Source organism: Streptomyces sp. R35 (assembly GCF_041053035.1).
Lineage (GTDB): Bacteria > Actinomycetota > Actinomycetes > Streptomycetales > Streptomycetaceae > Streptomyces > Streptomyces lutosisoli.
Genome location: NZ_CP163440.1, coordinates 11,133,961 through 11,157,317, shown reverse-complemented (window position 1 = coordinate 11,157,317; position 23,357 = coordinate 11,133,961). Strand labels below are relative to the sequence as shown.

Here is a 23,357-nt window from a genome sequence, read left to right as displayed (position 1 = left end):
GACCTCTCACAGGTCCACGACAACGCCTCCAGCGGGCTTGGAGCAGCAGATGAGGATGTTGCCCTCGGCCGGAGGCTCGACGGGGTCGGGTGAGTAGTCGACGGCACCGGACATCAGGGCGAGTTCACAGGTGTGGCAGACCCCGGTGCGGCAGGACCATTGGACGGGGACGTCGCAGGCTTCGGCGAGTTCGAGCAGGGACTCCTGGGCGTCGTTCCAGGGAACGGTGAGTCCGCTGCGGGCGAAGGAGACCTCCGGTCCGGTGCCGGGCGGGCCCGCGGGCTGGTGGGGCGCGGGCCCGGTTGCCGAGCCCTTGATCCCGGGGGTGATGGCGGGGCCCGCGCCGAAGATCTCAGTGTGGACGCGGGAGGCGTCGAGACCGCAGTCCACGAGCGCGGAGGTGAGGCTGTCCATGAATGCGGTGGGGCCGCACAGGTACGCGTCGGCATCGGTGGGTAGGCCGAGCCGGCGGACGGGCTCGGCCGAGAGGCGGCCTGCTTCCGCGTAGTCCACGCCAAGGTGGTCGTCGTCGGCAGGCCTGCTGTAGTAGACGGTCGACCGGGCTTTGGGGAGGCTGGCGATCAGGTCGCGACTCTCCTGGGCGAAGGGGTGCTCGCTGCCGTCACGGGCTCCGTGCAGCCACCACACCTGGCGGGTGGAGCGGTCATGCGCGAGGGCGTGCAGCATGGCCAGGACGGGGGTGACGCCGACCCCGGCCGACAGCAGCACCACCGGGTTGTCACCGTCGGCCAGGCAGAAGGTGCCGCGGGGCGCGGCGGCCTCCAGGTGGTCGCCGACTCGGATGTGGGCGCGCAGCTCGTTGCTGGCGGCGCCGTGCGGTTCGACCTTCACGCTGATCCGGTACGCGCCGGTGCCCGGCTCGCCGGACAGGGAGTAGCTGCGGATCAGGGGTGGCACGTCTCCCTCGGGCTGGACTTTGACGGTGATGAACTGCCCCGGCAGCGCGGCCGGGAGCGCGGAGCCGTCCATGGCGGCCAGGTGCAGGGAGAACACGGTGCGGCTCTCGGGCTGGATATGCGTGACCGTCAGCGGGCGGAAGCCCGGCCAGGCAGGCGGCGGTGCAGTGGCCGCCGCATTCAGCCCTGCGCTGCCCGACCCGCCGCCGTCGCCGTCGGACTGGTCCAGAAGGATCTTCATGGAGCCTTGCCAGCCGGGGCTGAGCGCGGGGATCCGAAGCGCGCGTTCGACCTGTTCGCGGGTGTGGCTGGGCAGGTAGAGCACCCGGTCGATCTCCTCGACGGTCATCGCCTCGGGCCCGGTGGAGACCTTGACGATCTCCTGCCCGGCCTCGACCTCGCCCTCCTCGACGACGCGGAGGTAGAAGCCGGGGCGGTGGTGAGCCACCAGCAGTGCCGCCATCTGCGGTTCACCCATGCGCAGCCCCACCCGGTAGCAGGTCACCCGGGGCTGGGTCACCTCGAACAGCGCGTCCCCGATGCGGTAGCGGTCCCCGATGCAGACCTCGTCGTCGGGCAGCCCCTCCACGGTGAAGTTCTCGCCGAAGTTCCCGGGGGCCAGGTCCTCGCGCCCCAGCTCGTTCGCCCAGAAGCGGTAGGAGTCGAGCTGGTAGACCAGCACCGCCCGCTGCTCACCGCCGTGCCCGCCCAGATCTCCCTGGCCGTCCCCGTCGATGTTCAGCCGCCGCACCATCCGAGGTCCGGCAACGGTCTGCTTGTAGACGCCGGTGTGCACGGTCTTTCCGTGCCAGGGGACGTCTTTCGGCATTCCGATATTCACTGCTGTCAACGTGGCCACCACGCCACCTCTCTTGTGGCGCCTCCCACGCCGATCCGACTGGGAAGCCCGTGGTATCAGCTTCTGGCCCCTGGCCGCCGTGTCGATCGGGGCAGCCCGTTGTCGGCATCGGCCTGTGTCCCCGGGCACCAAGCACTGCCTCACGCCGAAAGAACCTGCGACGGCCAGCCTGCCATCGGCCGCCTGAACCGGGCCGTGATCCGCACATACTATCCGCCATGTGCACATCACATTCAACCGGATATCGGCGGGAGGCGTGCGGGTCTCGACACGATTCAGGTCAGGACGCGTCCGAGGAATCCGTGGATGTATCCGCTGATGGCGTCCAGGTGCGTCTCCAGGGCGAAGTGCCCAGCAGGCAGCAGGTGGATTTCCGCCTCCGGCAGGTCACGGGAGAACGCCCGCGCGCCGTCCGGCCCGAAGATCTCGTCCCCCTGGCCCCATACCGCGAGCAGGGGCACCTGGCTGGTGCGGAAGTACTCCTGCAGCTTCGGGTACCCCTCGATATTCTTCGGGTAGTCGCGGAACAGCGTCAGCTGGATCTCATCGTTGCCCGGCCGTTCCAGCAGGAGCTGGTCGAGGGTCCAGGTGTCGGGGCTGACCAGGCTGGTGTCGGGGGCGCCGTTCTCGTACTGCCAACGGGTCGTACTCGGGCTGAATTTGGCCCGTGCGCCCGGCTCCGTGTCGCGGCCTGGATTGGTGGCGTACGCGAACAGGTCGTCCCAGAAGGGCTTGGCGAATCCTTCCATGTAGGCGTTGCCGCTCTGCGAGATGATCGCGCTGACGTCGAAGGAAGGGTCGAGCGCAAGGCGCCAGCCGATCGGTGCTCCGTAGTCGTGCACATACATGGCGAAGCGGTTCATGCCTAGGTGGTTGAGCAGTCCGGCGGTGATTCCTGCGAGGTTGTCGAAGGTGTAGTCGAATGCGTCCACCTTGGGCATGGCGGAGTGGCCGTATCCGATGTGGTCGGTGGCGATCACGTGATAATCGTCGGCCAGCGCGGGGACGAGATGGCGGAACATGTGCGAGCTGCTCGGGAATCCGTGCAGCAGCAGCACGACCGGAGCGTCGCTGGGGCCGGCCTCGCGGTAGAAGACTTCTTGGCCCTTGATGGTTGCTGTCTTGTGTCGCGTGGGAAGCACATCGACCTCCGGGCGCCCGTGGGCGCGGAACTGCGTCAACTCCGCCCGTGTAAAACCCGGCTGGACACGACCAAGGTCAGGACGGTCGCCGTGGAGGCTCGGGAACCATTTTCCCTCGGCGGCGTGGTGCCTCGCGGCAGATGGCGCCGGTTGCCACCTTCCTCACGCTAGACCTGACCCGCAGGGAGGGCAACGCAGCAGAACCAATAAATGGGATCACGGAATTCACGCGCAGCTCGCTGAATCACGGGTACCAACACATTACGGAACACAATCACAGCAGAGAGTCACAGCAATGTCGCGAGTCGTTGTCTCTGCGGGATCTCCCGGCGGTAGGCCCGACATCCCTGACGTCAGCCAGGAATACCGCAATGACGTATAGCCGTTCCCGTCCGGCTTCCTACCGCGAGGTCGAGTTGGCCGCCCAGCACTGTGCTGGATTCCGTGAAAGCGCGGACCGCACCCAATCATTAGTGACGCACTTCTCCGCGGCGCCGCGGGATTCCTTGCCGATCTGCGATTCCTGGTCATCTGGGCGGCCCCTGCTGAGCGCCCAGACCCTCACCGCGGCCGGCGCGCTGTGCGGGCTGCCGCGTACAGCATCGGTGGCTCGACGGCTACCGCCGACTTCCCCCCTGTATCGGAGCTTGGTGTCAATGTCCGTCGAAACAGCGGCAATCGTGCCGCTACTGGGCGTCAGACCAGGATTCCACCGCGCCCCTGAACGGGACCCCGGCCGCCGTCCGGCACCGCACACGACACCCGCGGCGGGCCTGTGCTCACGGTGTCATCCGGGGCCTGGCTGGCGCCCGGGGTCTCGTACGTTCAGCCGCGGGCGAAGGCCAGCAAGTCGGCGTCGAAGACGTCCTTGAACGGAGCGACCATCGACAGGCCGTGCGGGGCCCCGGGGTACACCTTGAACGTGTTGTCCTTGACGATCTTCGAGGACTTCTCACCGGCCGCGACGATGGGCACGATCTGGTCGTCGTCACCGTGCGCGATGAGCGTAGGGAAGTCGAAGCGTTGCAGGTCCTCGGTCAGATCGGTCTCCGAGAATGCCTTGATGCAGTCGTAGGAACCCTTGATCCCCACTTGAAGCGACCACAGCCAGAACGCGTCACGGGTGCTCTGGGACACCTGGTGACCCTCGCGGTTCGCGCCGTAGAAGGGGGCACTCAGGTCCTGGTAGAACTGCGAACGGTCGGTCGCCACGCCCTTGCGGATCTCGTCGAACACCTCCCGCGGCAGCCCCTCGGGGTTGGCGTCTGTCTTGAGCATCAGCGGCGGGATCGCGCTGAGCAGGACCGCTTTGGCGACCCGGTTGCTGCCGTGGCGGCCGACATAGCGCGTAACCTCGCCACCCCCGGTGGAGTGCCCGACAAGAATGACATCACGCAGGTCGAGGGCTTCGATCAGCTGCGCCAGGTCATCGGCATAGGTGTCCAGGTCGTTGCCGTTCCAGGTCTGCCCGGAGCGCCCGTGGCCGCGGCGGTCGTGGGCGATGGCGCGGAATCCGTTGTCGGCCATCAATTGGGTCTGGGGGTCCCAGGCGTCGGCGTTCAGCGGCCAGCCATGGCTGAAGACCACGGGCTGTCCGGTACCCCAGTCCTTGTAGAAGATCTCGGTATTGTCCCTGGTGGTGATGAAAGGCATCGCATGCCCCTCTCGATCGAATCGACGTGAGGTGCCGCAGCCCCGTGCGGTCTGACTCGTCGGGAGAACGTGGGCGTCAGCTCGCATGAGGCCATCGGTGCCGTCAACTCGATTGGTCGGTAAGTCGAGCCGGTACCTGGGGAAGGCGCACGATGTGCCGGGCGATCGCTGAGCGCCTCGCGCCTTCACGCTACCCGCCGCACCGAATTCACGCGCGCCCAGGCGCAGGCCCCCGCGCTCATCCCCGTACGGCCGAGGCCGCTCACTCGGCGTATGCCTCGGCTACCGCGAGGGTGTCCTCATATAGATGCAGCTTGACGATCTTGTCGCCTGCCACCTGAAGGTGCATTGCGATGGGCGTCATGAACGTCCGGCCGGTGCCCTTCGCGACTCGGGTGAACCGTCCCAGCATGACCGCGTGGTCACCGTCGACGAGGAGCGCCTCAATATCGTCAACGTTCTTCTCGGGCACGATGTTCGCCCCCAGCGTCCTGAAATAGTCGGCTACCTCGCTGCGCTTGGTGCGCGGCCCCGTCCAGGGCAGCGACGCCGACCCGGGAACGTACCAGTCGATGTCGTCGGCGAAGACCTCTGCGACTTTGTCCGGGTCTCCGCCTGCCAGCAGGCCGAAGAATTTCTCGACGACGTCTCGGGTAGTCATGATCAAAACCTTTCTGGAGAACATGCGACGTCAATGTCGTTTCGCATGACTGTTGGTAGGGGGGTGGGGTCTGCCGTTTCCTGGGAAGGAGCCTGCCGCACCCGCTCGCCGCTTACCGGGCAGAGTCGGCCATGGTGAATTACAGGCGGAGGCTCTCGGCCATCGCGTCGCGCCACTGTGCAGTCCCACGAGCGCCACACGCCCAACACCGGGATATCGGGTCCAGTCCGTTGGTCTTTGCCGGGCCCGGGGCGGACTCCAGCAGCCGCTTGGTCAGCTGCTGCAACAGCCCGCCCTCGCCTGTCAGCTGGAGTCCCTCGGCCCCGGCCCGGCCACCAGCTCGTCGATCAGCTGGTCGTCCACGGACTTCGACGGTTGCAGCACAGCCGCCTCGGTGGTCTCGGGCTCGGTCACGTTCTCGCCGGCCATCGGTGCATCTTCCTTGATCAGGAGTTACACCGAACGTTTTACAGTCCTGAAGATCGCGATCTGCAACTGAGTAGTAGAGGCTGTTGACTACAGGCTGGCGATGCTGTCCTGCACCGACTTGCCCCAAGCCACACCTTCGGCGTGGGTGTTGGCGAAGTCCGGGTCCACGTAGATGTGGACTCTCTTGATGAGTTCACCCTCGAACTCGAACACGTTGCAGAACAGGCCGAAGGAGGAAACGCCGTCAGGGAATTCGATACCTGATGCCGTTGTGCCCCGTTCGGCGCCCTCGACGGTCACGTAGTTCCCGGATGACAGCACGGTGAAGCGGTCGAACTCGTGCTGGAGTGACGCGATTCCGCGGCCGAGACCCTGAGCGAACGCACCGATCTGCGCCTTCCCGTTGGCGATGCCGAACTTCGGGTAGAACATTTGCGCATCGTCCGTGAAGAGGTCGATGACCGCCGGGTTGCCGGCGTCCGCCATGTGGAAGTAGTCGATGACAATCTCTTCGCGACGCTTCTGAATATCGCTGGTGCCGTTCACTTTTCCTCCTGGTACGTGGTGTGTGGTGCGCTCTCTCGCTGGTATTCCCCCGTCGGCCATATTCGCCGTACCGGGTGGCTGCTTCTGCAGGTGCCGCCGGGTCCACTGAGGTGGTCGCCCCCGCGGGCCGGGTCCCGGGCGCCCCAAGAGGGGTATTCCGCTCGTGTTGCCGGGGCCGCCCGTCGAGCCGGTATCGGGCTGGCGTTCGGCGTAGGCAAGGCCGCTGGGGCCGCGAAGCCCCGCCCACGGTCGGGCTCGCGGCGCACCGGGTGCGGCCGCCAATCCTTCCACCTGGTCGTCACGGGAACGTTGGCAAGCGGCCAGGCCCGAGGGCAGAGCTGCCCGGTGAGCCGGGTGCGCGGTATGCCCTGCGGGTGAGGGGGTGCGGTCAGACCTGGGCCTGGCCTCCGTCGACAAACCAGTCGGCGCCGTTGACGAAGCTGGAGGCGTCCGAGGCCAGGAATGTCGCCACGGCGGCGATCTCGTCCGGGTGGCCGATCCTGCCGAGCGGCACCTCCGAGGCGAGCTGGCGGAGGTCCGGGCCTACGGCGCCGACCAGTCCCGGGGTCTCGGTCGGGCCGGGGCTCAGCACGTTCACCCGGAACTTCCGTTCCTGCGCGCTGAGCGCCCAGCTGCGCACCAGGTTGCGTACTGCTGCCTTCGACGCGCCGTAGATTTCCAGGCCCGGTCCGGGGCGGAGGGTGTTGGTCGATCCTGTCACTACGATCGAGGCGCCCTCCGACAGCAGAGGCAGCGCCTTCTGCACGGTGAAGATCGTGCCCTTCACGTTCGTGCCGAAGGTGGCGTCGATGGCTTCCTCGGTGATCTCGCCGAGACGCTCGGGAACAGCGCTGCCGGCGTTGGCGACAAGCACGTCGATGCGCCCCGCCTCTTCGCGCACGACCGAGTAAAGGTGATCGAGGTCCGCCTGCACCGAAACGTCGGCCCTCACTCCGGTGGCCGCCGGCCCGATCTCGGCGACGGCCGCGTCGAGCGGCTCTTGACGGCGGCCGGCCAGGAACACCCGTGCCCCTTCCTCGGCGAACCGCCTGGCGATGGCAAGCCCAATGCCGCTGTTGGCCCCAGTGACCACCGCCACCTTGCCCGCGAGTACTCCCGTCATGACGCGCCCACTCCTCAGTTCTTGACTCGTTCGTCCATAACGCTAAACGTTATGGACGAACGAGTCAAGAACGCGTAGGCTTGTCCCCATGGCACGACCTCGGAAGTTCGACGAGCAGCAGGTACTGGACACCGCCCGGGAGCGGTTCTGGTCGGGTGGGTACGCCGCCACGCGCATGGAAGACATCGCCGAGGCAACGGGGCTCGGCAAAGGCAGCCTGTACGGCGCGTTCGGCGGAAAGCAGGAGCTGTTCCACCGCGTGTTCGACGACTACTGCGGCTCCGTCGTCGACGCTGTGGGCCGGCAGTTGCGCGGCCACGACGCGGACGCCTACGCGCGGCTGTCCGCCCACGTGCACGCGGTGGCGGCGGCCACCGCCGCAGACACCGCCCACCGCGGATGCCTGCTGGCCAAGGGCGCCGCCGAGCTAGCCGAACACGACAAGACGGTGGCCAAGCGGGCACGCGCGGCCATCGAGGCGCTGCGCGCGCTACTGGAGGGCGACATCGCGGCCTGCCAGCGCAATGGCGATATTGCCGCGGACGCGGATCCGGGAAAGCTGGCTGCGCTAGTGCTCGCCGTACTGCGCGGCATTGAAGCGCTGGGTAAGGCCGGAGCGAGCGAGGAGACGCTGGCCGATATAGCCTGGACAGCCCTTGCTGTTCTGCCCCGCCCCGCTCATTGACGGCCCCGCCCGGCGAGAGCGGGGCGGGGCAGGTGGCGGAACTCATCCCGTCACAGCAAGCCAACCGCTTCGACTGCGAATACGGCGCCCAGGCCGTCCTGCTCAGCCGGGGACGGACGTTGGTGCGCGATCTCGGCCCGGGGGCGGATTCGAGCCACCGGCCCCGCAACTCGGGCCGCTCGAAGGCGATCTGCACCCCGTAACACCAGGGTCCGTCCGGCCTGCGCCAGGGTGATGCGTCGACCAGCCTCGATCCGCACCCCAGGAGGAGTTAGCCTGCGGAACGGGCCAGTGAACCCCAAGGCTGCCGCGCGGGCGCAGTCGGTGACGGCTGTCGACGCGGCAGCCTTGGTGTTGGCCCTCGCCCGTGCGCGCACCGCATCCCCCACCGTCCAGTTCCTTGAGGCCGACCTGTTCGAGTGGCAGCCGCCACGACGATACGACACCGTGTTCTTCGCCTTCTGGCTCTCGCATGTCCCGCCGACGCGGTTGCCCGACTTCTGGAACACCGTCGCCACCGCGCTTGCGCCGGGCGGCAAAGCGATCTTCATCGACGACGACCCCGCCGCAGCCGCAGAGGAGAGAGTCCTCGCGAACCAGCCGGCCCCGGCGGCTCTGCGCCGGCTCGATGACGGCAGCCTGTACCGCATCGTGAAGGTATTCCACGATGTCCGGACACTCACGGACGACTTCACGGCGTTGGGGTGGTCGGTCCGGATCTGGCCCATGGGCTGCAACTTCATCGGCATTGCAGAACCACCGACCACCCCAGGCTTAGTACTCCAGCAGCGGTTCGCTATCTGGCCTGGTCAGAGGCGTCGTCCGGAGTGTAGTTGGCTGATGGCGTGTCAGGGGCGGTCTTGCCGGGACGCCCCTCCAATGAGTGGACCGAGAACTGTCTGGGCTGCGATCCGGGCAGCCTCCCAGCGTGATCGACGACCTTGCGGACGCGACCTGGGACCGTGAACTCGACGACCTCTTCCTCCGTATCGGCCACCGCTTCAGCCGCGCCGACCTACGCCGCCGCATGCGGGACTACGTCCGCGCCCTGCTCGGCCCGGTGGGCCGCAAGAACGGCTGGCAGCTGGCCGAATACGCCGGCCACCGCACCCCCGACGGCCTGCAACGGCTGCTGAACGGGGCCACCTGGAATGCCGACAACGTCCGCGACGACCTGCAGACATACGTCGCCGACAAGCTCGGCGAGGACGGCGGGGTGCTCATCCTCGACGACACCCGCTTCGTCAAGAAGGGCACCACCTCCGCGGGCGTCCAGCGCCAGTACTCCGGCACCGCCGGCCGCACCGAGAACTGCCAGATCGGCGTCTTCGCCGCCTACGCCACCACCCGCGGCCGGGCCCTGGTCGACCGCGAGCTGTATCTGCCCAAGTCCTGGACCAACGACCGCCGGCGCTGCCGCGCCGCGAAGATCCCCGACGAGCGGACCTTCGCCACCAAGGGAGAGCTCGCCAAGGCGATCGTGCTGCGCGCACTCGCCTCGCCACTGCCGATCGCCTGGGTGACCGCCGACTCCGCCTACGGCCAGGAATGGCGCTTCCGCCGCCTGCTGGAAGAGACCGCCCTCGGCTACGTCCTGGCCGTCCCCAAGTCCCAGCAGGTGCCGCGTTTTGGCCGCATCGACTACCTGTTCACCCAGGCACCCAACGAGGCGTGGGAGAAACGCTCGTGCGGCGACGGCGCCAAGGGCCCGCGCGTCTACCACTGGGCGGCCGTCCAGATCCCCGCGATCGAGGACTTCGACGGAGACAGACCCACACACCAACGCTGGGCACTGGCCCGCCGCAGCATCAGCAGACCCGACGAGATCGCCTACTACCTCGGCTATGCCCCGCAGGACACCGACGTCAACCGACTGGTGCAAGTCGCCGGGAGGCGGTGGGCGATCGAGGAATGCTTCCAGGCCGCAAAGAACGAATGCGGCCTGGACCAGTACGAAGTCCGCCGCTACGTCGGCTGGATGCGGCACGTCACCCTGGCCATGCTCGCCCATGCCTTTCTCGCTGCCACGGCGGCCCAGGCGGCCGCAAAAGGGGATGCAGAAACGGTTCCGGCACCCTGGTTCCGCTCACCGTGGCAGAAGTCCGCCGGCTCTTGGCAACTCGCCCCGCACCCCGGCCCCCTCGGCCGCTTCGCATTCACGCGGTGAGCTGGTCGCAGTGGCGGCGCAGGCACCAGGCCGTTGCCCGTCACTGCCACTACCGGCGACGAGTCCACTCATTGGAGGGGCGTTCCGGCAAGACCGCCCCTGACACGCCATCAGCCAACTACACTCCGGACGACGCCTCTGACCAGGCCAGATAGCGAACCGCTGCTGGAGTACTAAGGCTTGTCCCGTAACGATCTTGGAGTAGGGAAAGGCAAGGTCGTCTGCAGGGGGCTTGCTCGCCTATCCGGCGAGGGCCAGGTTGTGCAGGCGGGCGATGCCGAGCATGGCGTGATGGACGCCGTCTCCTTTGAGGCGGCAGTCGCGGAGGATCTTCCAGCTCTTCATGCGGGCGAAGGTGTGCTCGACACGGGCCCTGACCTGCTTGTGCGATCGGTTGTGCTCCTCCTTCCATGTCTGGAGTTCCTCGCCTTTGCGGCGCCGGTGTGGAATGAGCAGGCCGGTCCCTTGATAGCCGCCGTCGGCGATGGTCATGGTGTTGCCGACGGCGGCCTTGGCGCCGGATTCCTCCCAGCCGCGGGAGTCGTGGCGGTTGCCCGGCAGGGGCCGGCCGACCACGACGACCAGGCGGGTGTCAGCGTCGATGACGACCTGATGGGCCGTGGAATAGCGATAGTTCTTCGACTGCTCCGCCACTGTGTGGTCGCGGGTGGGCACCAGGGTGCCGTCCACGATCAGCACGGTGTTCTTCCGGAACCGCTGGCGCGGCCGCATTGCGAGGAGTGGCCCAAGGTGGGCAATGATCCGGTCCGCTGCCGACTTCGAAACCCCGAATAGTGGTGCAAGTTGCCGCAGCGTCAGGTTCGTTCGCCAGTACGCAGTGAGCAGGAGCACCCGGTCGGCCAGAGGAAGACCCCAGGGTCGGCCCGTGCGGGCATCGTCGACGCCTTCACGCCGGAGTGCGTTCACCGGTTTGGTGAAGGATCTCGGGCTGAGCCCACTGAACGGGCCTATCCAGGACGGTTCCGCTGCAGTGATCACTTGAGGCACGCGGCGAGGATCTCACCACAAGCGAGTGACACAGGTCAGTCCTGTGAGCCTCTCTCCACGAGCAGGGCCCGCAGCCGCCTCACCTCAGCGATCAGGCGGGGTACGTCCTGACGCGCCCATGCGATGAAGTCGAGATCCGCATCCAACTGCTGGTCCGGACCGAGGATTTGCCGAGCGCCGACGATCCGGTTGACATAGATCTCGTCATCTTCCTCGCCGTGGTCAGGATCGACCTGGATGAAGCTCTCGCCACCTGTTGCTCCGCGCGTCTCCAGCCAGGGCACCCAAGGCCCCGGCGATGCGGCTGCAGCGCGCTCGGCCATCGCATCAAGGTCGGTTTCGGAGAGTGCCTCGTCCGTGGACATGCCCAGATCATTCATCCCAGTCAACCCGCAGTCCATAGCCCGGAACTGACGCCTCAACAGTCACTCCCGTTACGGGACAGCCCTTAGGGCTCGCAGATCATTAACACGTCGTCTTGATCTTGTTGTGGGGCTCGCCGGTTTGGGTGAGGACACGAGCTTGGAGGGCCGTGAGGACGACGGGTGGTGTCGTCGCGGGTGGGATGACGATGCCGTGTGCCTCGAGCAGTTTCCTGTTCTTCAGGAGGGTGCGGTGCATCGCGGTCCGGCTGCTGCCGAACAGCACGGCGAGAGGTTCCGCGGCCAGGGCGACTCGCATATGGAGCACGGTGGCCAGGACCTGTTCGGGGAAGGCCAGCCGGGGCGGACGACCGCGCCGGGTATCGCCATCGAGGGCCAAAGTCCCTGTGAGGACGTCCAGTTGTTGCCGGGACATGCCGGTCAGGGCGGGATCGGACAGCAGGGCCTGGTCCCACTGCGGGGCCGGTGCCTGCGGAGCCCGGGCCGCCGGGACGGCAGGGCAGGGCTGCGGGTGCAGGGCATAGTTCCAGTCGCCGTGGAAGGCGTGCCGGGTCAGCGGCAGTGCCGCCATCTCCGCGTCATCGATACGGACTCCGGTGGGATAGGTGTTGGTGTCGAGTGCGGCGCTTACGTGCAGCCCGGTGCGGGTGGTGGTCGCAGCGATGGACTGGACGATGACTTCGTGGCTGGTCAGCGGGCGGCCGCGCCAGTTCATGGTGATGTGCGAGAAGAGCCGGTGCTCGATCTTGTTCCACTTCGATGTGCCGGGCCAATGCCGTTGCTTCAGTCACTGAACTATGGCTGGTTGCAACGTGATGACCTTGGCTGTGACTCGCCGTGTTGGCCGCCGGTCCCGGGTGTTGATCCGGTAGGACAGCTTCGAGGAGTACTTCGAGTCCGGCCGTTTGAGGTGCCGGTCTGCCTCACGCAGGCGCCTGGCACCGTTGTCGAGCTTGCGCTGCATCTTCGCCGCCAGCACGGCCAGGAATCTTTTGATCTTCGTGGGTGTGTTCGCGCACTGGCGGACCACACTGCGCCGCGCGTGCTTGAGGACTTTGACGAACGAGACCCGGTCCGGATCGATCCCGTTGTCGTCGGCCAGACCCACGATGATCTGCGTGAGGCAGTGGTGCACGACCAGATGAGCCCAGACCTCCTGCCGCACCAGATCCGGGTCTCCCGAGCGCAGGACTTCGGCCGGCCCGCGCTGAAACGTCTTGATCTGCCGGAATGCCGACTCCGCTTCCCACCTCGAGTGATAGAGCTCTGCCAGCTCCGCCGCCGGATAGGCAGCCGGATCCAACAGGTCGGTCAACAGCCTGACTACCTCGCCGCCGTCGACGCGGTACTCGATCACCCGGACCATCACCCCGCCGGGATGCGCACCTTTCTGCCCGGCCAGGTTCATCCTCGCCAGGTAGGTACCGTCGGGCAAATGCTGGACCGGACGAGCCGCGACGCTTGAACGGGCCCGGATCAGCAGATGTGCCCCGGCCCCGGTGTACGCCTTCCATAACGCCACCCCAGGAAGGCCCCGGTCCATGATGACCAGCATCCCGACGGCCGAGTCGGCCATCTTGACCGCCAACTCCGGCTCGCCGCCGTTGAACCCGCCCACCGCCGCGTCAATCTGCGCGTGCGTGCCGCACTCGGTCAGGGTCACCACCCGCGTCTGCGGGAACCCCGCGGGCTGGCTGTTCTTGACCGGCCCTCCGAACGTGGCCCGGTAGGCCGTCGTATCCGGCGCATCCAGCACGAACCCGTCCACCGCAGCCAGACGCATCCCACGGTAGAAGGCTCTCCCCAGGCCGACAGGAGCCAACGGGCCAGCCAGCTCGCGGAACATGGTTTCCAGGACCAGCGGCCCCAGGCGCCTCCGCGCCCGCGTAAACGAGGACTTGTTGGGGATGCTCCCGCTCAACTCAGCGATTCTGCCGACCAGTTGCTCCGCCACGTCGTCGTAGGAGTCCTGCTGGAACAGGGCCAGGGCGAGCGTGAAGTAGACCATGAACCCGGCCGGCAGGGCGCCGGGCTTCTTGTCGCGAACTCCGCACTTCTCCAGCACGTCGGCGACGAGCTCCGGGGTCACCCATCGGGTCACCACCCCCAGCCGCACATGATCGGATAACCCCACCCACGGATGCATGCCGGGTCCAACGACCGCGCTCCTGCAACGTCACCGTGGACTGCTTGGCACACTCAAGCAACGGCATTGTGTGCCGGGCGGCAGATGACACACGGTGATCGTCAGCCCGGTTTCGGCGGCGAGCCGGGCGAGTTCGAGTTTCCAGGCCCGGGTGCGGTAGCCGTTGGAGCCGCCCGCGTCGGCGGTGATCAGCAGTCGTGCTGCCTGCGGGTAGGCGTCCTGGCCCTGGCCGTGCCACCAGCGGCGGATCGACTCGACCGCGAACGCAGCGGTGTCGTGATCGGTGCCGACGTTGACCCAGCCGGTGTCCGCCGCCAGATCGTAGATCCCGTAAGGGACGGCCTTGCCCAGCTGCGGGTCGGCGAAGTCATGCACGTTCACCGGTACCGGCTCACCCGTCGGCCGCCACTGGCGGCCGTTGTTCTTGAACTCGCCGACGAGCTCTTTCTTCTTGGTGTCCACGCTGATGACCGGCTGGCCGGCGTCTCGGTGCGCGCGGGCCTGCTCGTTGAGGTAGCGGAACTGGGCATCCCGGTCCGGGTGTTGGCTGCCCTCGATTGTCTTGGCGTTGGCCTGCAGGCTGAAGCCTTCCTGCCGCAGCAGGTCGGCGACGGTGTCGGCACTGACGCGGTGCCCGGCCCGGGTCAGCTCCTGTGCAAGCGTGCGGGTGGACTTCACTGTCCACCGCAGCGGCGACATCGGGTCACCCCGCACATCCGGCTCAACCAGCGCCAACAGTGCCGGCCGCAGCCCCGGATTCAGATCCGCGACTCGTTTGCGCCCTCCGCCCGGACGCCGCACCCGCCCCAGAGGCTCCTCACCGGCCTCGAGTTCGAACACGCCTTTGCGGACCGTCGTCTCGCTGACCGCAGCGGCCTGTGCCACGGCTCGGACACCACCGTGCCCCAGCGCCCGGGCCTCCGCAGCCATCAACAGCCGACGCTGCCGCTCGTCCAGATGCGGGAGCAACACCGCGAACTTCACGGCGAGTTGGTCACAAGTCTCATCCGGGATGCGCATACCACACCAACGAGCCTCAGGACGGGAAGCAACACCTTGATTCCCCGCAAGCCCTTAGTAGGGCTTGGTCATCTTCATTCATGAGTGGCGTGTCTGTTGGTGTGCGGGTGTCGTTGGGGTGGTGTGACACCTGAGGAGATGGCCGGGGTCCGGGAGGATCTGGAGGCGTTCGCGGCGGAGTTGTTCGACGGGTTCTTCCGTGCGGATCAACGGCGGTGGGGGCAGGCGTATGTGCGCGGCTTGTTGCTGGAAGGGCGGCGCAAGTCGGTGGAGCCGATGGCGGCCCGCCTCGGTGAGGACGGCAACCGCCAGGCGCTGGCGCATTTCATCACCTCGAGCCCGTGGGATCCGGCGCATGTGCGGGCCCGGCTGGCCTGGAGGATGCAGGACGCGATCGGGGCGGAGGCCCTGATCGTCGACGACACAGGCTTTTTGAAGGACGGGGACGCCTCGGCATGTGTGTCGCGGCAGTACACCGGCACCGCGGGCAAGGTCACCATATGTCAGGTGGGGGTGTCGCTGCACGTGGCGCACGATCATGCCTCGGCTGCGGTGAACTGGCGGCTGTTCCTGCCCGCGTCCTGGGATCCGACCTCTCCGGAGGCGGACCCGGACAAGGTCGCCCGCCGCAGTCGCTGCGGCATCCCCGCACAGGCAGGACATGTGGAGAAGTGGCAGCTGGCCCTGGACATGATCGACGAGACCCGGTCGTGGGGCATCGAAGTCCCCCTGGTCGTCGCGGACGCCGGCTACGGTGATGCCGCCGCCTTCCGCCTGGGCCTGGAGGAACGCAACCTGCCCTATGCGGTGGGCATTTCCTCCCGCCACACCGCCCATCCGGCCGACGCCCGGCCCGTCCGGCCCGCCTATGCGGGCACCGGCCGGCCACCGAAGATGCAGTATCCCGAGCCTGCACAGACCATGAAAGACCTGACCATCGCGGCCGGGAGGACGGCCGCGAGACCGGTGTCCTGGCGGGAAGGCTCCCGCCCTGGCAAGGGCCAAAGCGGCTTCAAGCGCATGTACTCGAGGTTCGTCGCTCTGCGCGTGCAGCCCGCGGGACGCGGCATCCGCAAGACCAAAGACACTCCGGAACTGCCCGAACGCTGGCTGCTGGCCGAATGGCCGGCCACCGAGCCCGAGCCGGTGCAGTTCTGGCTCTCGAACATGCCCTCCGGGATGCCGCTGACCACGCTGGTGCGGCTGGCAAAACTGCGCTGGCGCATTGAGCACGACTACCGCGAGATGAAACAGGCCCTGGGCCTGGCCCACTTCGAAGGCCGCACCTGGGGCGGCTGGCACCACCACGTCACCCTCGTTTCCGCCGCCCACGCCTTCTGCATACTGCAACGACTGGCACACCACCCAAAAGACACAGCGCCAGCCTGAGCCTCTACCAGGTCGTCCGCGAACTACAGACACTCCTCGCCACCTGGGCCGGCGCCTGCCCCACCTGCCACCGCGACATACCCACATCCATACGAACCTGACCAAGCCCTACTAGGGGCTGATCCTTTTCGTATCCGATAGCGCGCACGAGCCGCTTGAGGACACTATGTGCATGGAGTGCCGGTGACGGCGATGATTGCGCCATAAGGACGGTCCGTCCATGGCTCTGATCCGAGGAGGCGTGCCATGGCCGATCAGGCTCCCGCACCACCTGGCGGAGTTCCACTGGCCGATGCCATCGCTGCCTTGAGAGCGGAACTATTCCAGGCCTGGCTCGATGCGGATAACCAGCAGCTGAGGTTTCGCGTCTCACCGGTCGAACTCACGCTGCAGACCGCCGTGACATGGACGGGCAAGGGAACAGCCGGCATCAAGTGGTGGCTGTTGGACATAGGTGCAGAGGCATCCCGCGCCGGCACGACCACGCAGACGATCAAGCTCTCGCTCGATCCCGTCACCCTCGACGCCGCCGGCAACGTGGTCTCGGTGTTCATTGACGCTCCCGACGTATCCGCGGGAGCAGGGCAGCCGGAATGCGGTTCATCCGCGGAACCTTCTTTCGACACCCCGGGATGACCCCAAACCCGTTGTTCCGAGGAGGTCCGTGAGAGGTGGACGTCGATCGGGCAGTCCTCATCCGGTACGAGCGTGGCGGGGCACCGCGCCGGGGATCCGGGCTGCGTGTGTCGCAGCACTACGTACTGACAGCCGATCATTGCGCGGAAGGATCGCAGCACAGGATCGTGGTCGGCGGTGAGGAGCACCGGGCGACCGTTCACAGCAGGAGCGGGAGCCGCGACATCGACATCGCGCTGCTGGTGGCCCCGTCGCTGCCGCCGGTGCCGCCGTTGCGGTGTGCGCGGATCGATCGTGCACAGACGCACAAGCTCGAGGGCTGCCAAGCCCTCGGATATCCGAGCTGGAAAGGCACGCCCGAACGACCACTGCTGGCCCAGACTAGTGGTTTCGTTCCTACGGCGGAGGACGCCGACCCGCGCTCGGCGCCAAACGCGATCCGGCTCATGACCTTGAAGGTCACCGATCCGGAGGCCGATGGCCATCCCATTCCCGAGGGCAGTCTTGATGCGCCCCACAGCCAGTGGGCGGGCATGTCGGGCGCGGTCCTCGTCACACCTGATGACGTGGTCATCGGGGTTATCCGTAGCCACGCCCACGCAGAAGGTGGCCGCTCGTTGACCGCCGTCCCGCTGGAGGCGATCAACCACCTTCCCGGGCCTGTGGCCGCGAATATGTGGGATGCGCTCGGCGTCAAGGCGGGGAGCCTTCCGCTGCTCCCTCCGCCCGACGACATCCTGCAACGTGGACTAGCTCTCGGAGGGCGGTGGCCCGCCCGGACCGGGCCGGTACAGCCGGGAGGTCCCATTGCGACGGATCAACAGCACTGGGACGCCCACGCCCGAGGGGTCGAGAACGCGGCGAGACGCGGAAGCTACTTCACCGGCCGCGAAGCGCTCCTCTCCGACCTCCGCGCCTGGCTGACGCTTGCTTCCTCGGCGGAGCAGAACCTCGCCGTGATCACCGGCCGCCCCGGATCGGGAAAATCCGCAGTCCTGGCGCACGTGGTGACCTCGTCCCCGAACTGGGCACCTGACCCCGCTGCCGAGCAGACGGAGCGGACGCCAGCGTCAGGTGCGGCGCTCACCGTCGACGTCGCCGTCAACATGCGGGGCAAGCACCTCGGCGACGTGCTTGCTGAGGTCTCGACCGTCCTCGGGCTCACCAGCGGAGACGGCAGCCTCACCATGACGGAGCTGGTGGACGCCGTCCTGGAAACGCAACGCCCCCTTCTCCTGGCGCTGGACGGCCTCGATGAGTCGGCGGACCCGGTCGGCGTAGCGTCGGCTCTGCGCACACTCGCCGCACAGACGGGGGACACGGGCCTCCGCATCCTCCTCGCCACGCGGGAGGGCCGGGGGAACCTGATCAAGACCGCACTGGGGTCACGCGCGACCTGGTTCGATGTCGACGACCCCAAGTACATCGACGTGCACACCCTCGCCGAGTACGCGGCCCACCGCCTATTGGAACAGGGAGTCGCACCGGAAAGGAGGAGGACTCCCTACGCGGCCGCGCCCGAACTGGTGCCACAGATTTCCCAGGCGCTCGCCGAGGCGGCGTACCCGTCCTTTCTGTTCTGCCAACTGCTGACCAGGCTCCTCGTGAAGCGCAGGCAAGCCACATCGGACTCACACCTGATCAGTGAAGGCATTCCGGCCGACCTCGCCGGGGGGCTGCAGGAGCTGCTTGAGTCGCTGCCGGACTGGACGCGGGCGATCGACGTCCTGATACCGCTCGCACATGCACGCGGGGACGGTCTGCAGCCCGGGTCTGTATGGGCCAACCTCGCCTCGGCGCTGTCCTCCAACCGGAACGAGCGCTACACCGCCGCCGACGTCCTCGCCGTCCTCGCCGACGCCAGCGACTTCGTGGTCGCAGTGGGACAACCGGACGGCCGTGAAAGCTACCGCCTGTACCACCAGCTCGTGTCGGACCACGTCCGCGCTCTCGGCGAGGAACGGCTCAGTCGGCTCGGGACGAACTCCGACACGATCTTCACTGAAATCCTGCTGCAGAGCATCCCCGTCGTCGAGGGCCGACGAGAGTGGGATGAGTGCTCGCCGTATGTGCGCTCCCACCTGGCCGAGCACGCGTTACGAGCCGAGCGGCTACCGGAACTCCTGGACGACTGGGGCTTCCTCACGGTCGCTGAGCCCAATGGGCTTCTCGAAGCGATCGAGGAATCGCAGTTCCACCGCCTCCCCTCGGTCGTCCTGTACCGAAGAGCCTTCCATCGGCTGTCCACGAGCACCCGGCCAGAACGGGCGAGCCATCTGCAACTTGAGGCGATGGTCACCGGAGATGACCGGTCTGCAGCCGAGTTGACGTCCCGCACCGCCGGTGCCCCCTGGGCCCCGATCTGGGCGCGCGGCTCGCCGAATGCCATGAACGTCGTCCTCGGTGATCACAGAAGCGAGATCCGCGGCCTCGAGGCGGCGTCGGCCGAGGACTCAACTCTCATCCTTTCCCTGGCGAATGACGGGTCCGTGGCGCGATGGGACCTCGAACGTGGTCAGGCGTACGGCGAGGTACTGGTCGGCGAGGCGCGGATGCGGGCCATGACAGTGGAGGAACTTGAGGGGCGAGCGATTGTGGTGGCCTGCGGCGATGAAGGACGCGTCCATACCTGGGATGTCGCCGCAGGAAGCCCGCTCCGGGCATTCCGGGCCGGGACGTCCAGCCTCTGCGCCATAGCGGCCGGCCGCTTCAAGGGGCGGCCAATCGTAGCAGCGGCCACCGATGACGGGAGCGTGCACGTCCACTTCCTGGATACCGGGGATCCGGTTCGGGACCCGCTCGTGCAGCCACCCCAGAATCGAGTGTCGTACCAGCCCGGGATCGACCGAGAGCCGATCACGTTCTATGTGAAGGCACTTGTCTGCCGCGAGGTCGACGGCTGGCCCCTGCTGTTCGTGGCAGAGACCGGCGTGCCGAACGGCCGGCTGACGTGCTGGGACCTCCGCAACGGTGGGAGCCGGACCTACACGGTCGGGTATCTCGATTCGGGGCTCTATGACGGTGTCGACTGCGTCGATGTGGTTCAGCTCGCCCCAGATCGGTGGGTTGTGGCGGCGAACGGCGGTCCGTGGGGAGGCGAAGAAATCCAGCTGATCGACATGCGCGACGGAGCTGTGCTGCGTACCTTCTCCGGCCATCTGGGCAAGATCACCTCCCTACGCTTCGCCAAGGTGGGGACCTCGGTCTCACTGGTCTCGAGCAGTAAAGACGGCACGGCCCGACTGTGGGACGTGGACGGCGGCGTGGAGCTGACCGACCACGTCGACATTGGTGAGGCGAACGAGGCGGTCCTGCTGACACGGCGACGTGGACGTCCCGTCGTGCTCTCGGCAGGGAAGGGCGGACGGATCCACGCGTGGGATCTCCCGAGCGGGAAGTCCCACGATCAGCCGCTCCGCGGCCACGACGGATCAGTGACCTCGGTCGCGGCCCTGTCCGTGGGCGGCGCGGCAACCGTCGTGTCCGGCGGAAGCGATGGATCAGTGCGTTTCTGGAAGCCCGACCAGCCGGAGGACGTGATCGTCGCCGAAGCCACGCACCTAGATGGTGTTCGATCATTGGCGGTCTACGACGGGCATGATCACCCACGGGTCGTCACTGTGGGCGGCGGCGTCGTGCGGACCTGGGATCCGCAGAACGGGACGTGCCTACTCACGGTTCAGGTGGAGGGACGGCCCAGAGCGGTCATCGGTCTCCGTCTGGACGGAGGAGAGATCATCGCAATCGGGGGCGGGGCCGGCGCAGCCCACATCAACGATCGCGGCTACCTGATCCTGCTTGACGGGACGAACGGGACCAAGGTCCTCCCAAGGCTCCAGGCTGGAGATGCCGAAGTTACCTCGCTAACCGCCTGCACGTGGCGGCGCCAGCGCTGCCTCGCAGTGGCAGACGCCAACGGGACGATCACGGTGTGGAGCCTCAAGCGCCAGCGGGTCCTCGACACCTTCACGATCGGCCCAGCAGTGAAGCGCGACCCGAACGGGCCTTTCCTTGTCGCCTCCACCACTTTGGACAGGGGCGACATCCTCGTCTGCGCCCCTCGTCGCGGGAAGATCAGGATGTGGGATCTCGGCAAACGACGCCCAGTCCCCGTAGACGTCGCGCTGGACGGTGACGCGTCGGTCGAGCAGTTGCTGCTCACCCGCCTGTCAGGAGACCTTGCGGCGGTGGTGGCGTTTTATCAATCGGTCTACATCTATGGGCTGCCCTCGGGGAGGCAACTGACCAGGCCCCTGATCGGCCACAGTCGCCGGATCACGTCGATCGGGGCGTGGCAGGCCGCCAGCGGCGATGTCACCATCATCTCGGGCAGCGCGGATGCCACCGTCCGGACGTGGCCACTGAGTGCAGACGAGCGCCGCCGGACCAGGGATGTGACCAAGCTGTCGAACCTGAGCCGCGCCGGGGAGCCGCGCATCGCATCGGTGAGCTCCGACGGGCAAATCCTCTTGTGGAACGCCGCCGACGGTCGCCCGCTGCACATCTTCGCGCAGGGCGGGGAGCGCCATTCCTTCATCGACTCGGTGCGCCTGGTCGAGAGCTCGCAGGGGACTCTGCTGCTCGCCTCCTCGTTCTTTATCGCGAAGGTGTCGGCCTGGAACGTGGAGACGACAGAACGCGTGGGCATCGACATCGACTGCCCCCCGTACCTGCGCAATCCGTTTGAAGCGGTGGAACTCCGCGGGCGCCTGCTCGTCTTCACGCTCTCGGAAAGCCTGCAATCCATTGAGGTCAGGGATCTACTCACCGGTGAGCAGATCTGTCCGGCGCTGTCCGGGCACGGCGCTCCGATTTCGGCGATGCGCGTCTTCGCCCAAGGAGCCGGCCGGTTCCTGGTTTCCGGTGACGACAGCGGCCGACTCATGTGCTGGGACCTCCTGAGCGGAGCCACCGACGCCGTGGTGACCAGTAATCTGCACGGGTCTGGCATCCGAGCGATCGAAACGCTGCAGTGGGCAGGTGAAACGACAGTGGCCTCGGCGGACATCAGTGGAGAGATTCGCCTCTCGAGTGGCTGGCGCCTAAGGAATGGGCGCACGATCGGGAGGAATTTCCGGGCGGTCGGCATGGCCGATTCCCCCGACGGATCGCGGTTGGCTGTCATGGACGAGAGCGGGAGCCTGTTCGTGGCCTCCGACTCGACTGGCATGGTCTCGATCAGCTTCGCATCACGGATGAGCAGCATCTCCTGGCTCGACGAGCACAAGCTCGTCGTGGGAGGCCGCCTCGGCTTGTTCACCTTGCGCGTATGACTGCAGGGCCGTGGCGTCGCAGATCGCGGATTGCTCAGGATCTTCGGGCGGTCCTTCGCCGACGCCCAACGGAAGGCGGCTCAGCGCCTGCCACCCCAACGCCACCTTTGTAGTGTTCACCGCGGGCGGCTCCGGCACGCCCCTCCCCCGTCTGTCCGTCGACGCCGGGCGCCGACGGCAGCGGTTACCGGGTACAAAGCGGCTGATCAAAGCCTGCGCGGCGGCGATAGCGGTGAGTACCGCCTGCACCGCCCGCCCCTGAGCGACCGTGGCCGCGGCTCCCGTGTATGCCACCGCGCAGCGCATCGGGGGCCGCCCCCTCGTGTGCGATGCCACCGCCGTCGCCTCGCATCAGGGCACCGTCGCACACATGCTGTTGGACGGCACGGGCTGTGGGCTGACCGAGCAGCCGGAAATCATCGTGATCTGCGAGCGCCTCGACACCGCCCCGCTGTGGCTTCAGGGCGTGCGGGACGGGGAGTTGGACGATTCGATGCTCGAACGCTTCGCTCAGCTGTGGAAGTTCGGGTGCGACACCCCACGATCGCCGCAGCCGTCGAAGGCGCGCTGATGGCCCAGTGACGATCGCCGGCCTGCTGCGGGTGATCACCGCAGTGCCCGGATGGCGCGAGCGCGTATCAAACGGGGTGCGCCTCGTCTACGACGGCAGCTGCCTCGTGCTATCCATGGCCGACCGGCCCGACAAGGTGGTCGCGCGAGCGGACACCGTTCTTGTCCGCTTCGATCCAGTGCCAGAACTTGTCGCGGGTGTAGCCGGTCCGGCTTTCGTCCTGGAGAGGCAGCGCCGCCAGGGCGTCGCGGACCGGCAGGGTGATGGTGTCACCGGGCACGTGTCGCTGGAAGGCCGCCGCGGGTGCCGGGGCCGGGAGAACGGCGTGGGCGGCGGCTGGAGGGAAGAGGACGGCGAACACAGACAGCGCGGCGGTCACGGCTGCGGTGCGGGGAGGCGCATGGAGGTTACCTCCCGAAGATCACAAAACGGTCGTGATCTTCGCAGCGGGAGCAGCACCCGCGCCGCCTGCCGTACCGCTGCCGTCTCATGGTCGGTCTGCTCCTTGACGGCCCGCAGGAGCTTCTTATCGGAGATGAGCGCCATGGACGCGTCCTGGTTCTTGCCGAACTTCTGCACGCGCATGGAGTCCCTGTCTTCTTGGAGTACGTGATCTTGCCGACGGAGCCGGACTTTACGAACTGGGGTCGGCCGGGCGGACACCAAGCTCGAGTGCTCCGTCTGCTTGATGAACTCCGCGACATCTCGGCTCCCTGGGCCAGCGTGAAGACCACGCCGTTTTGGCTGCC

The 23,357-nt window shown here is 67.2% G+C and carries 17 protein-coding genes and 4 pseudogenes; 7 read left to right on the top strand and 14 right to left on the bottom strand.

Annotated features, from left to right (window positions below):
• Window positions 1-6: 6 nt before the first annotated feature.
• The 7 genes from AB5J50_RS50500 to AB5J50_RS50470 all read right to left on the bottom strand — a co-directional run bounded on the left by AB5J50_RS50500 (window position 7) and on the right by AB5J50_RS50470 (window position 7,330).
• Window positions 7-1,746 (bottom strand): MOSC domain-containing protein, encoded by a 1,740-nt coding sequence (locus AB5J50_RS50500; RefSeq protein WP_369265207.1) that lies wholly within the window; start codon window positions 1,744-1,746, stop codon window positions 7-9.
• A 305-nt stretch (window positions 1,747-2,051) separates the two neighbouring features.
• Complete coding sequence (locus AB5J50_RS50495) at window positions 2,052-2,918, bottom strand: alpha/beta fold hydrolase (protein WP_266638199.1); 867 nt, start codon at window positions 2,916-2,918, stop codon at window positions 2,052-2,054.
• 825 nt (window positions 2,919-3,743) lie between these two features.
• Window positions 3,744-4,571 (bottom strand): alpha/beta fold hydrolase, encoded by an 828-nt coding sequence (locus AB5J50_RS50490; protein ID WP_369265206.1) that lies wholly within the window; start codon window positions 4,569-4,571, stop codon window positions 3,744-3,746.
• Window positions 4,572-4,833: 262 nt separating this feature from the next.
• Window positions 4,834-5,232, bottom strand: coding sequence for a nuclear transport factor 2 family protein (locus AB5J50_RS50485; RefSeq protein WP_266656211.1), 399 nt, complete (start codon window positions 5,230-5,232; stop codon window positions 4,834-4,836).
• Window positions 5,233-5,535: 303 nt separating this feature from the next.
• On the bottom strand, window positions 5,536-5,661 hold the full coding sequence (locus AB5J50_RS50480) for a hypothetical protein (RefSeq protein WP_266656213.1): 126 nt from the start codon (window positions 5,659-5,661) through the stop codon (window positions 5,536-5,538).
• Between the two features lie 87 nt (window positions 5,662-5,748).
• The gene (locus AB5J50_RS50475) at window positions 5,749-6,207 is read right to left on the bottom strand and encodes a nuclear transport factor 2 family protein (RefSeq protein WP_266638202.1); all 459 of its coding nucleotides are present in this window, start codon (window positions 6,205-6,207) and stop codon (window positions 5,749-5,751) included.
• 388 nt (window positions 6,208-6,595) lie between these two features.
• Entirely contained in the window at window positions 6,596-7,330 is a 735-nt protein-coding gene (locus AB5J50_RS50470) for an SDR family NAD(P)-dependent oxidoreductase (protein ID WP_369265205.1), read from the bottom strand.
• An 88-nt stretch (window positions 7,331-7,418) separates the two neighbouring features.
• On the opposite strand from AB5J50_RS50470, the gene AB5J50_RS50465 reads away from it, so the two are divergent.
• The 3 genes and pseudogenes from AB5J50_RS50465 to AB5J50_RS50455 all read left to right on the top strand — a co-directional run.
• A complete protein-coding gene (locus AB5J50_RS50465) occupies window positions 7,419-8,015 on the top strand; it encodes a TetR/AcrR family transcriptional regulator (protein WP_369265204.1) in 597 nt (198 codons plus the stop codon).
• Window positions 8,016-8,283: 268 nt separating this feature from the next.
• Window positions 8,284-8,777, top strand: a pseudogene (locus AB5J50_RS50460) (trans-aconitate 2-methyltransferase); the annotation flags it as partial.
• Between the two features lie 265 nt (window positions 8,778-9,042).
• Window positions 9,043-10,053: pseudogene (locus AB5J50_RS50455) on the top strand (IS701 family transposase); the annotation flags it as partial.
• A 369-nt stretch (window positions 10,054-10,422) separates the two neighbouring features.
• Here AB5J50_RS50455 and AB5J50_RS50450 read toward each other — a convergent pair.
• The 5 genes and pseudogenes from AB5J50_RS50450 to AB5J50_RS50430 form a co-directional block, all read right to left on the bottom strand.
• Window positions 10,423-11,190, bottom strand: coding sequence for a transposase (locus tag AB5J50_RS50450; RefSeq protein ID WP_369265203.1), 768 nt, complete (start codon window positions 11,188-11,190; stop codon window positions 10,423-10,425).
• Window positions 11,191-11,225: 35 nt separating this feature from the next.
• A complete protein-coding gene (locus AB5J50_RS50445) occupies window positions 11,226-11,555 on the bottom strand; it encodes a hypothetical protein (protein ID WP_369262155.1) in 330 nt (109 codons plus the stop codon).
• A 100-nt stretch (window positions 11,556-11,655) separates the two neighbouring features.
• A pseudogene (locus AB5J50_RS50440) lies at window positions 11,656-12,342 on the bottom strand (ISAzo13 family transposase); the annotation flags it as partial.
• Window positions 12,343-12,360: 18 nt separating this feature from the next.
• A complete protein-coding gene (locus tag AB5J50_RS50435) occupies window positions 12,361-13,719 on the bottom strand; it encodes an IS4 family transposase (protein ID WP_369265202.1) in 1,359 nt (452 codons plus the stop codon).
• A gap of 69 nt (window positions 13,720-13,788) precedes the next feature.
• Window positions 13,789-14,739, bottom strand: a pseudogene (locus tag AB5J50_RS50430) (ISAzo13 family transposase); the annotation flags it as partial.
• Between the two features lie 138 nt (window positions 14,740-14,877).
• Here AB5J50_RS50430 and AB5J50_RS50425 point away from each other — a divergent pair.
• The 4 genes from AB5J50_RS50425 to AB5J50_RS50410 all read left to right on the top strand — a co-directional run bounded on the left by AB5J50_RS50425 (window position 14,878) and on the right by AB5J50_RS50410 (window position 22,608).
• Window positions 14,878-16,128, top strand: coding sequence for an IS701 family transposase (locus tag AB5J50_RS50425; protein WP_369265201.1), 1,251 nt, complete (start codon window positions 14,878-14,880; stop codon window positions 16,126-16,128).
• Between the two features lie 246 nt (window positions 16,129-16,374).
• Entirely contained in the window at window positions 16,375-16,764 is a 390-nt protein-coding gene (locus tag AB5J50_RS50420) for a trypco2 family protein (RefSeq protein ID WP_369265200.1), read from the top strand.
• Between the two features lie 35 nt (window positions 16,765-16,799).
• A complete protein-coding gene (locus AB5J50_RS50415) occupies window positions 16,800-22,037 on the top strand; it encodes an AAA family ATPase (RefSeq protein ID WP_369265199.1) in 5,238 nt (1,745 codons plus the stop codon).
• Between the two features lie 268 nt (window positions 22,038-22,305).
• Window positions 22,306-22,608, top strand: coding sequence for a hypothetical protein (locus tag AB5J50_RS50410; RefSeq protein ID WP_369265198.1), 303 nt, complete (start codon window positions 22,306-22,308; stop codon window positions 22,606-22,608).
• Between the two features lie 109 nt (window positions 22,609-22,717).
• On the opposite strand, the gene AB5J50_RS50405 is transcribed toward AB5J50_RS50410, so the two are convergent.
• Window positions 22,718-22,987: a hypothetical protein gene (locus tag AB5J50_RS50405; protein WP_369265197.1), complete on the bottom strand. Its 270-nt coding sequence runs from the start codon at window positions 22,985-22,987 to the stop codon at window positions 22,718-22,720.
• A complete protein-coding gene (locus AB5J50_RS50400) occupies window positions 22,984-23,193 on the bottom strand; it encodes a hypothetical protein (protein ID WP_369265196.1) in 210 nt (69 codons plus the stop codon). The genes AB5J50_RS50405 and AB5J50_RS50400 overlap by 4 nt, the downstream gene beginning before the upstream one ends.
• Between the last annotated feature and the right edge of the window lie 164 nt (window positions 23,194-23,357).

Excerpts from the sequence above, each read along its gene's own strand:
- AB5J50_RS50445 (WP_369262155.1), bottom strand. The coding sequence starts at position 11,555 with ATGTCCACGGACGAGGCACTCTCCGAAACCGACCTTGATGCGATGGCC.
- AB5J50_RS50500 (WP_369265207.1), bottom strand. The coding sequence starts at position 1,746 with ATGCCGAAAGACGTCCCCTGGCACGGAAAGACCGTGCACACCGGCGTC.
- AB5J50_RS50465 (WP_369265204.1), top strand. The coding sequence starts at position 7,419 with ATGGCACGACCTCGGAAGTTCGACGAGCAGCAGGTACTGGACACCGCC.
- AB5J50_RS50420 (WP_369265200.1), top strand. The coding sequence starts at position 16,375 with ATGGCCGATCAGGCTCCCGCACCACCTGGCGGAGTTCCACTGGCCGAT.
- AB5J50_RS50490 (WP_369265206.1), bottom strand. The coding sequence starts at position 4,571 with ATGCCTTTCATCACCACCAGGGACAATACCGAGATCTTCTACAAGGAC.
- AB5J50_RS50485 (WP_266656211.1), bottom strand. The coding sequence starts at position 5,232 with ATGACTACCCGAGACGTCGTCGAGAAATTCTTCGGCCTGCTGGCAGGC.
- AB5J50_RS50435 (WP_369265202.1), bottom strand. The coding sequence starts at position 13,719 with ATGCATCCGTGGGTGGGGTTATCCGATCATGTGCGGCTGGGGGTGGTG.
- AB5J50_RS50480 (WP_266656213.1), bottom strand. The coding sequence starts at position 5,661 with ATGGCCGGCGAGAACGTGACCGAGCCCGAGACCACCGAGGCGGCTGTG.
- AB5J50_RS50425 (WP_369265201.1), top strand. The coding sequence starts at position 14,878 with ATGGCCGGGGTCCGGGAGGATCTGGAGGCGTTCGCGGCGGAGTTGTTC.
- AB5J50_RS50400 (WP_369265196.1), bottom strand. The coding sequence starts at position 23,193 with ATGCGCGTGCAGAAGTTCGGCAAGAACCAGGACGCGTCCATGGCGCTC.
- AB5J50_RS50470 (WP_369265205.1), bottom strand. The coding sequence starts at position 7,330 with ATGACGGGAGTACTCGCGGGCAAGGTGGCGGTGGTCACTGGGGCCAAC.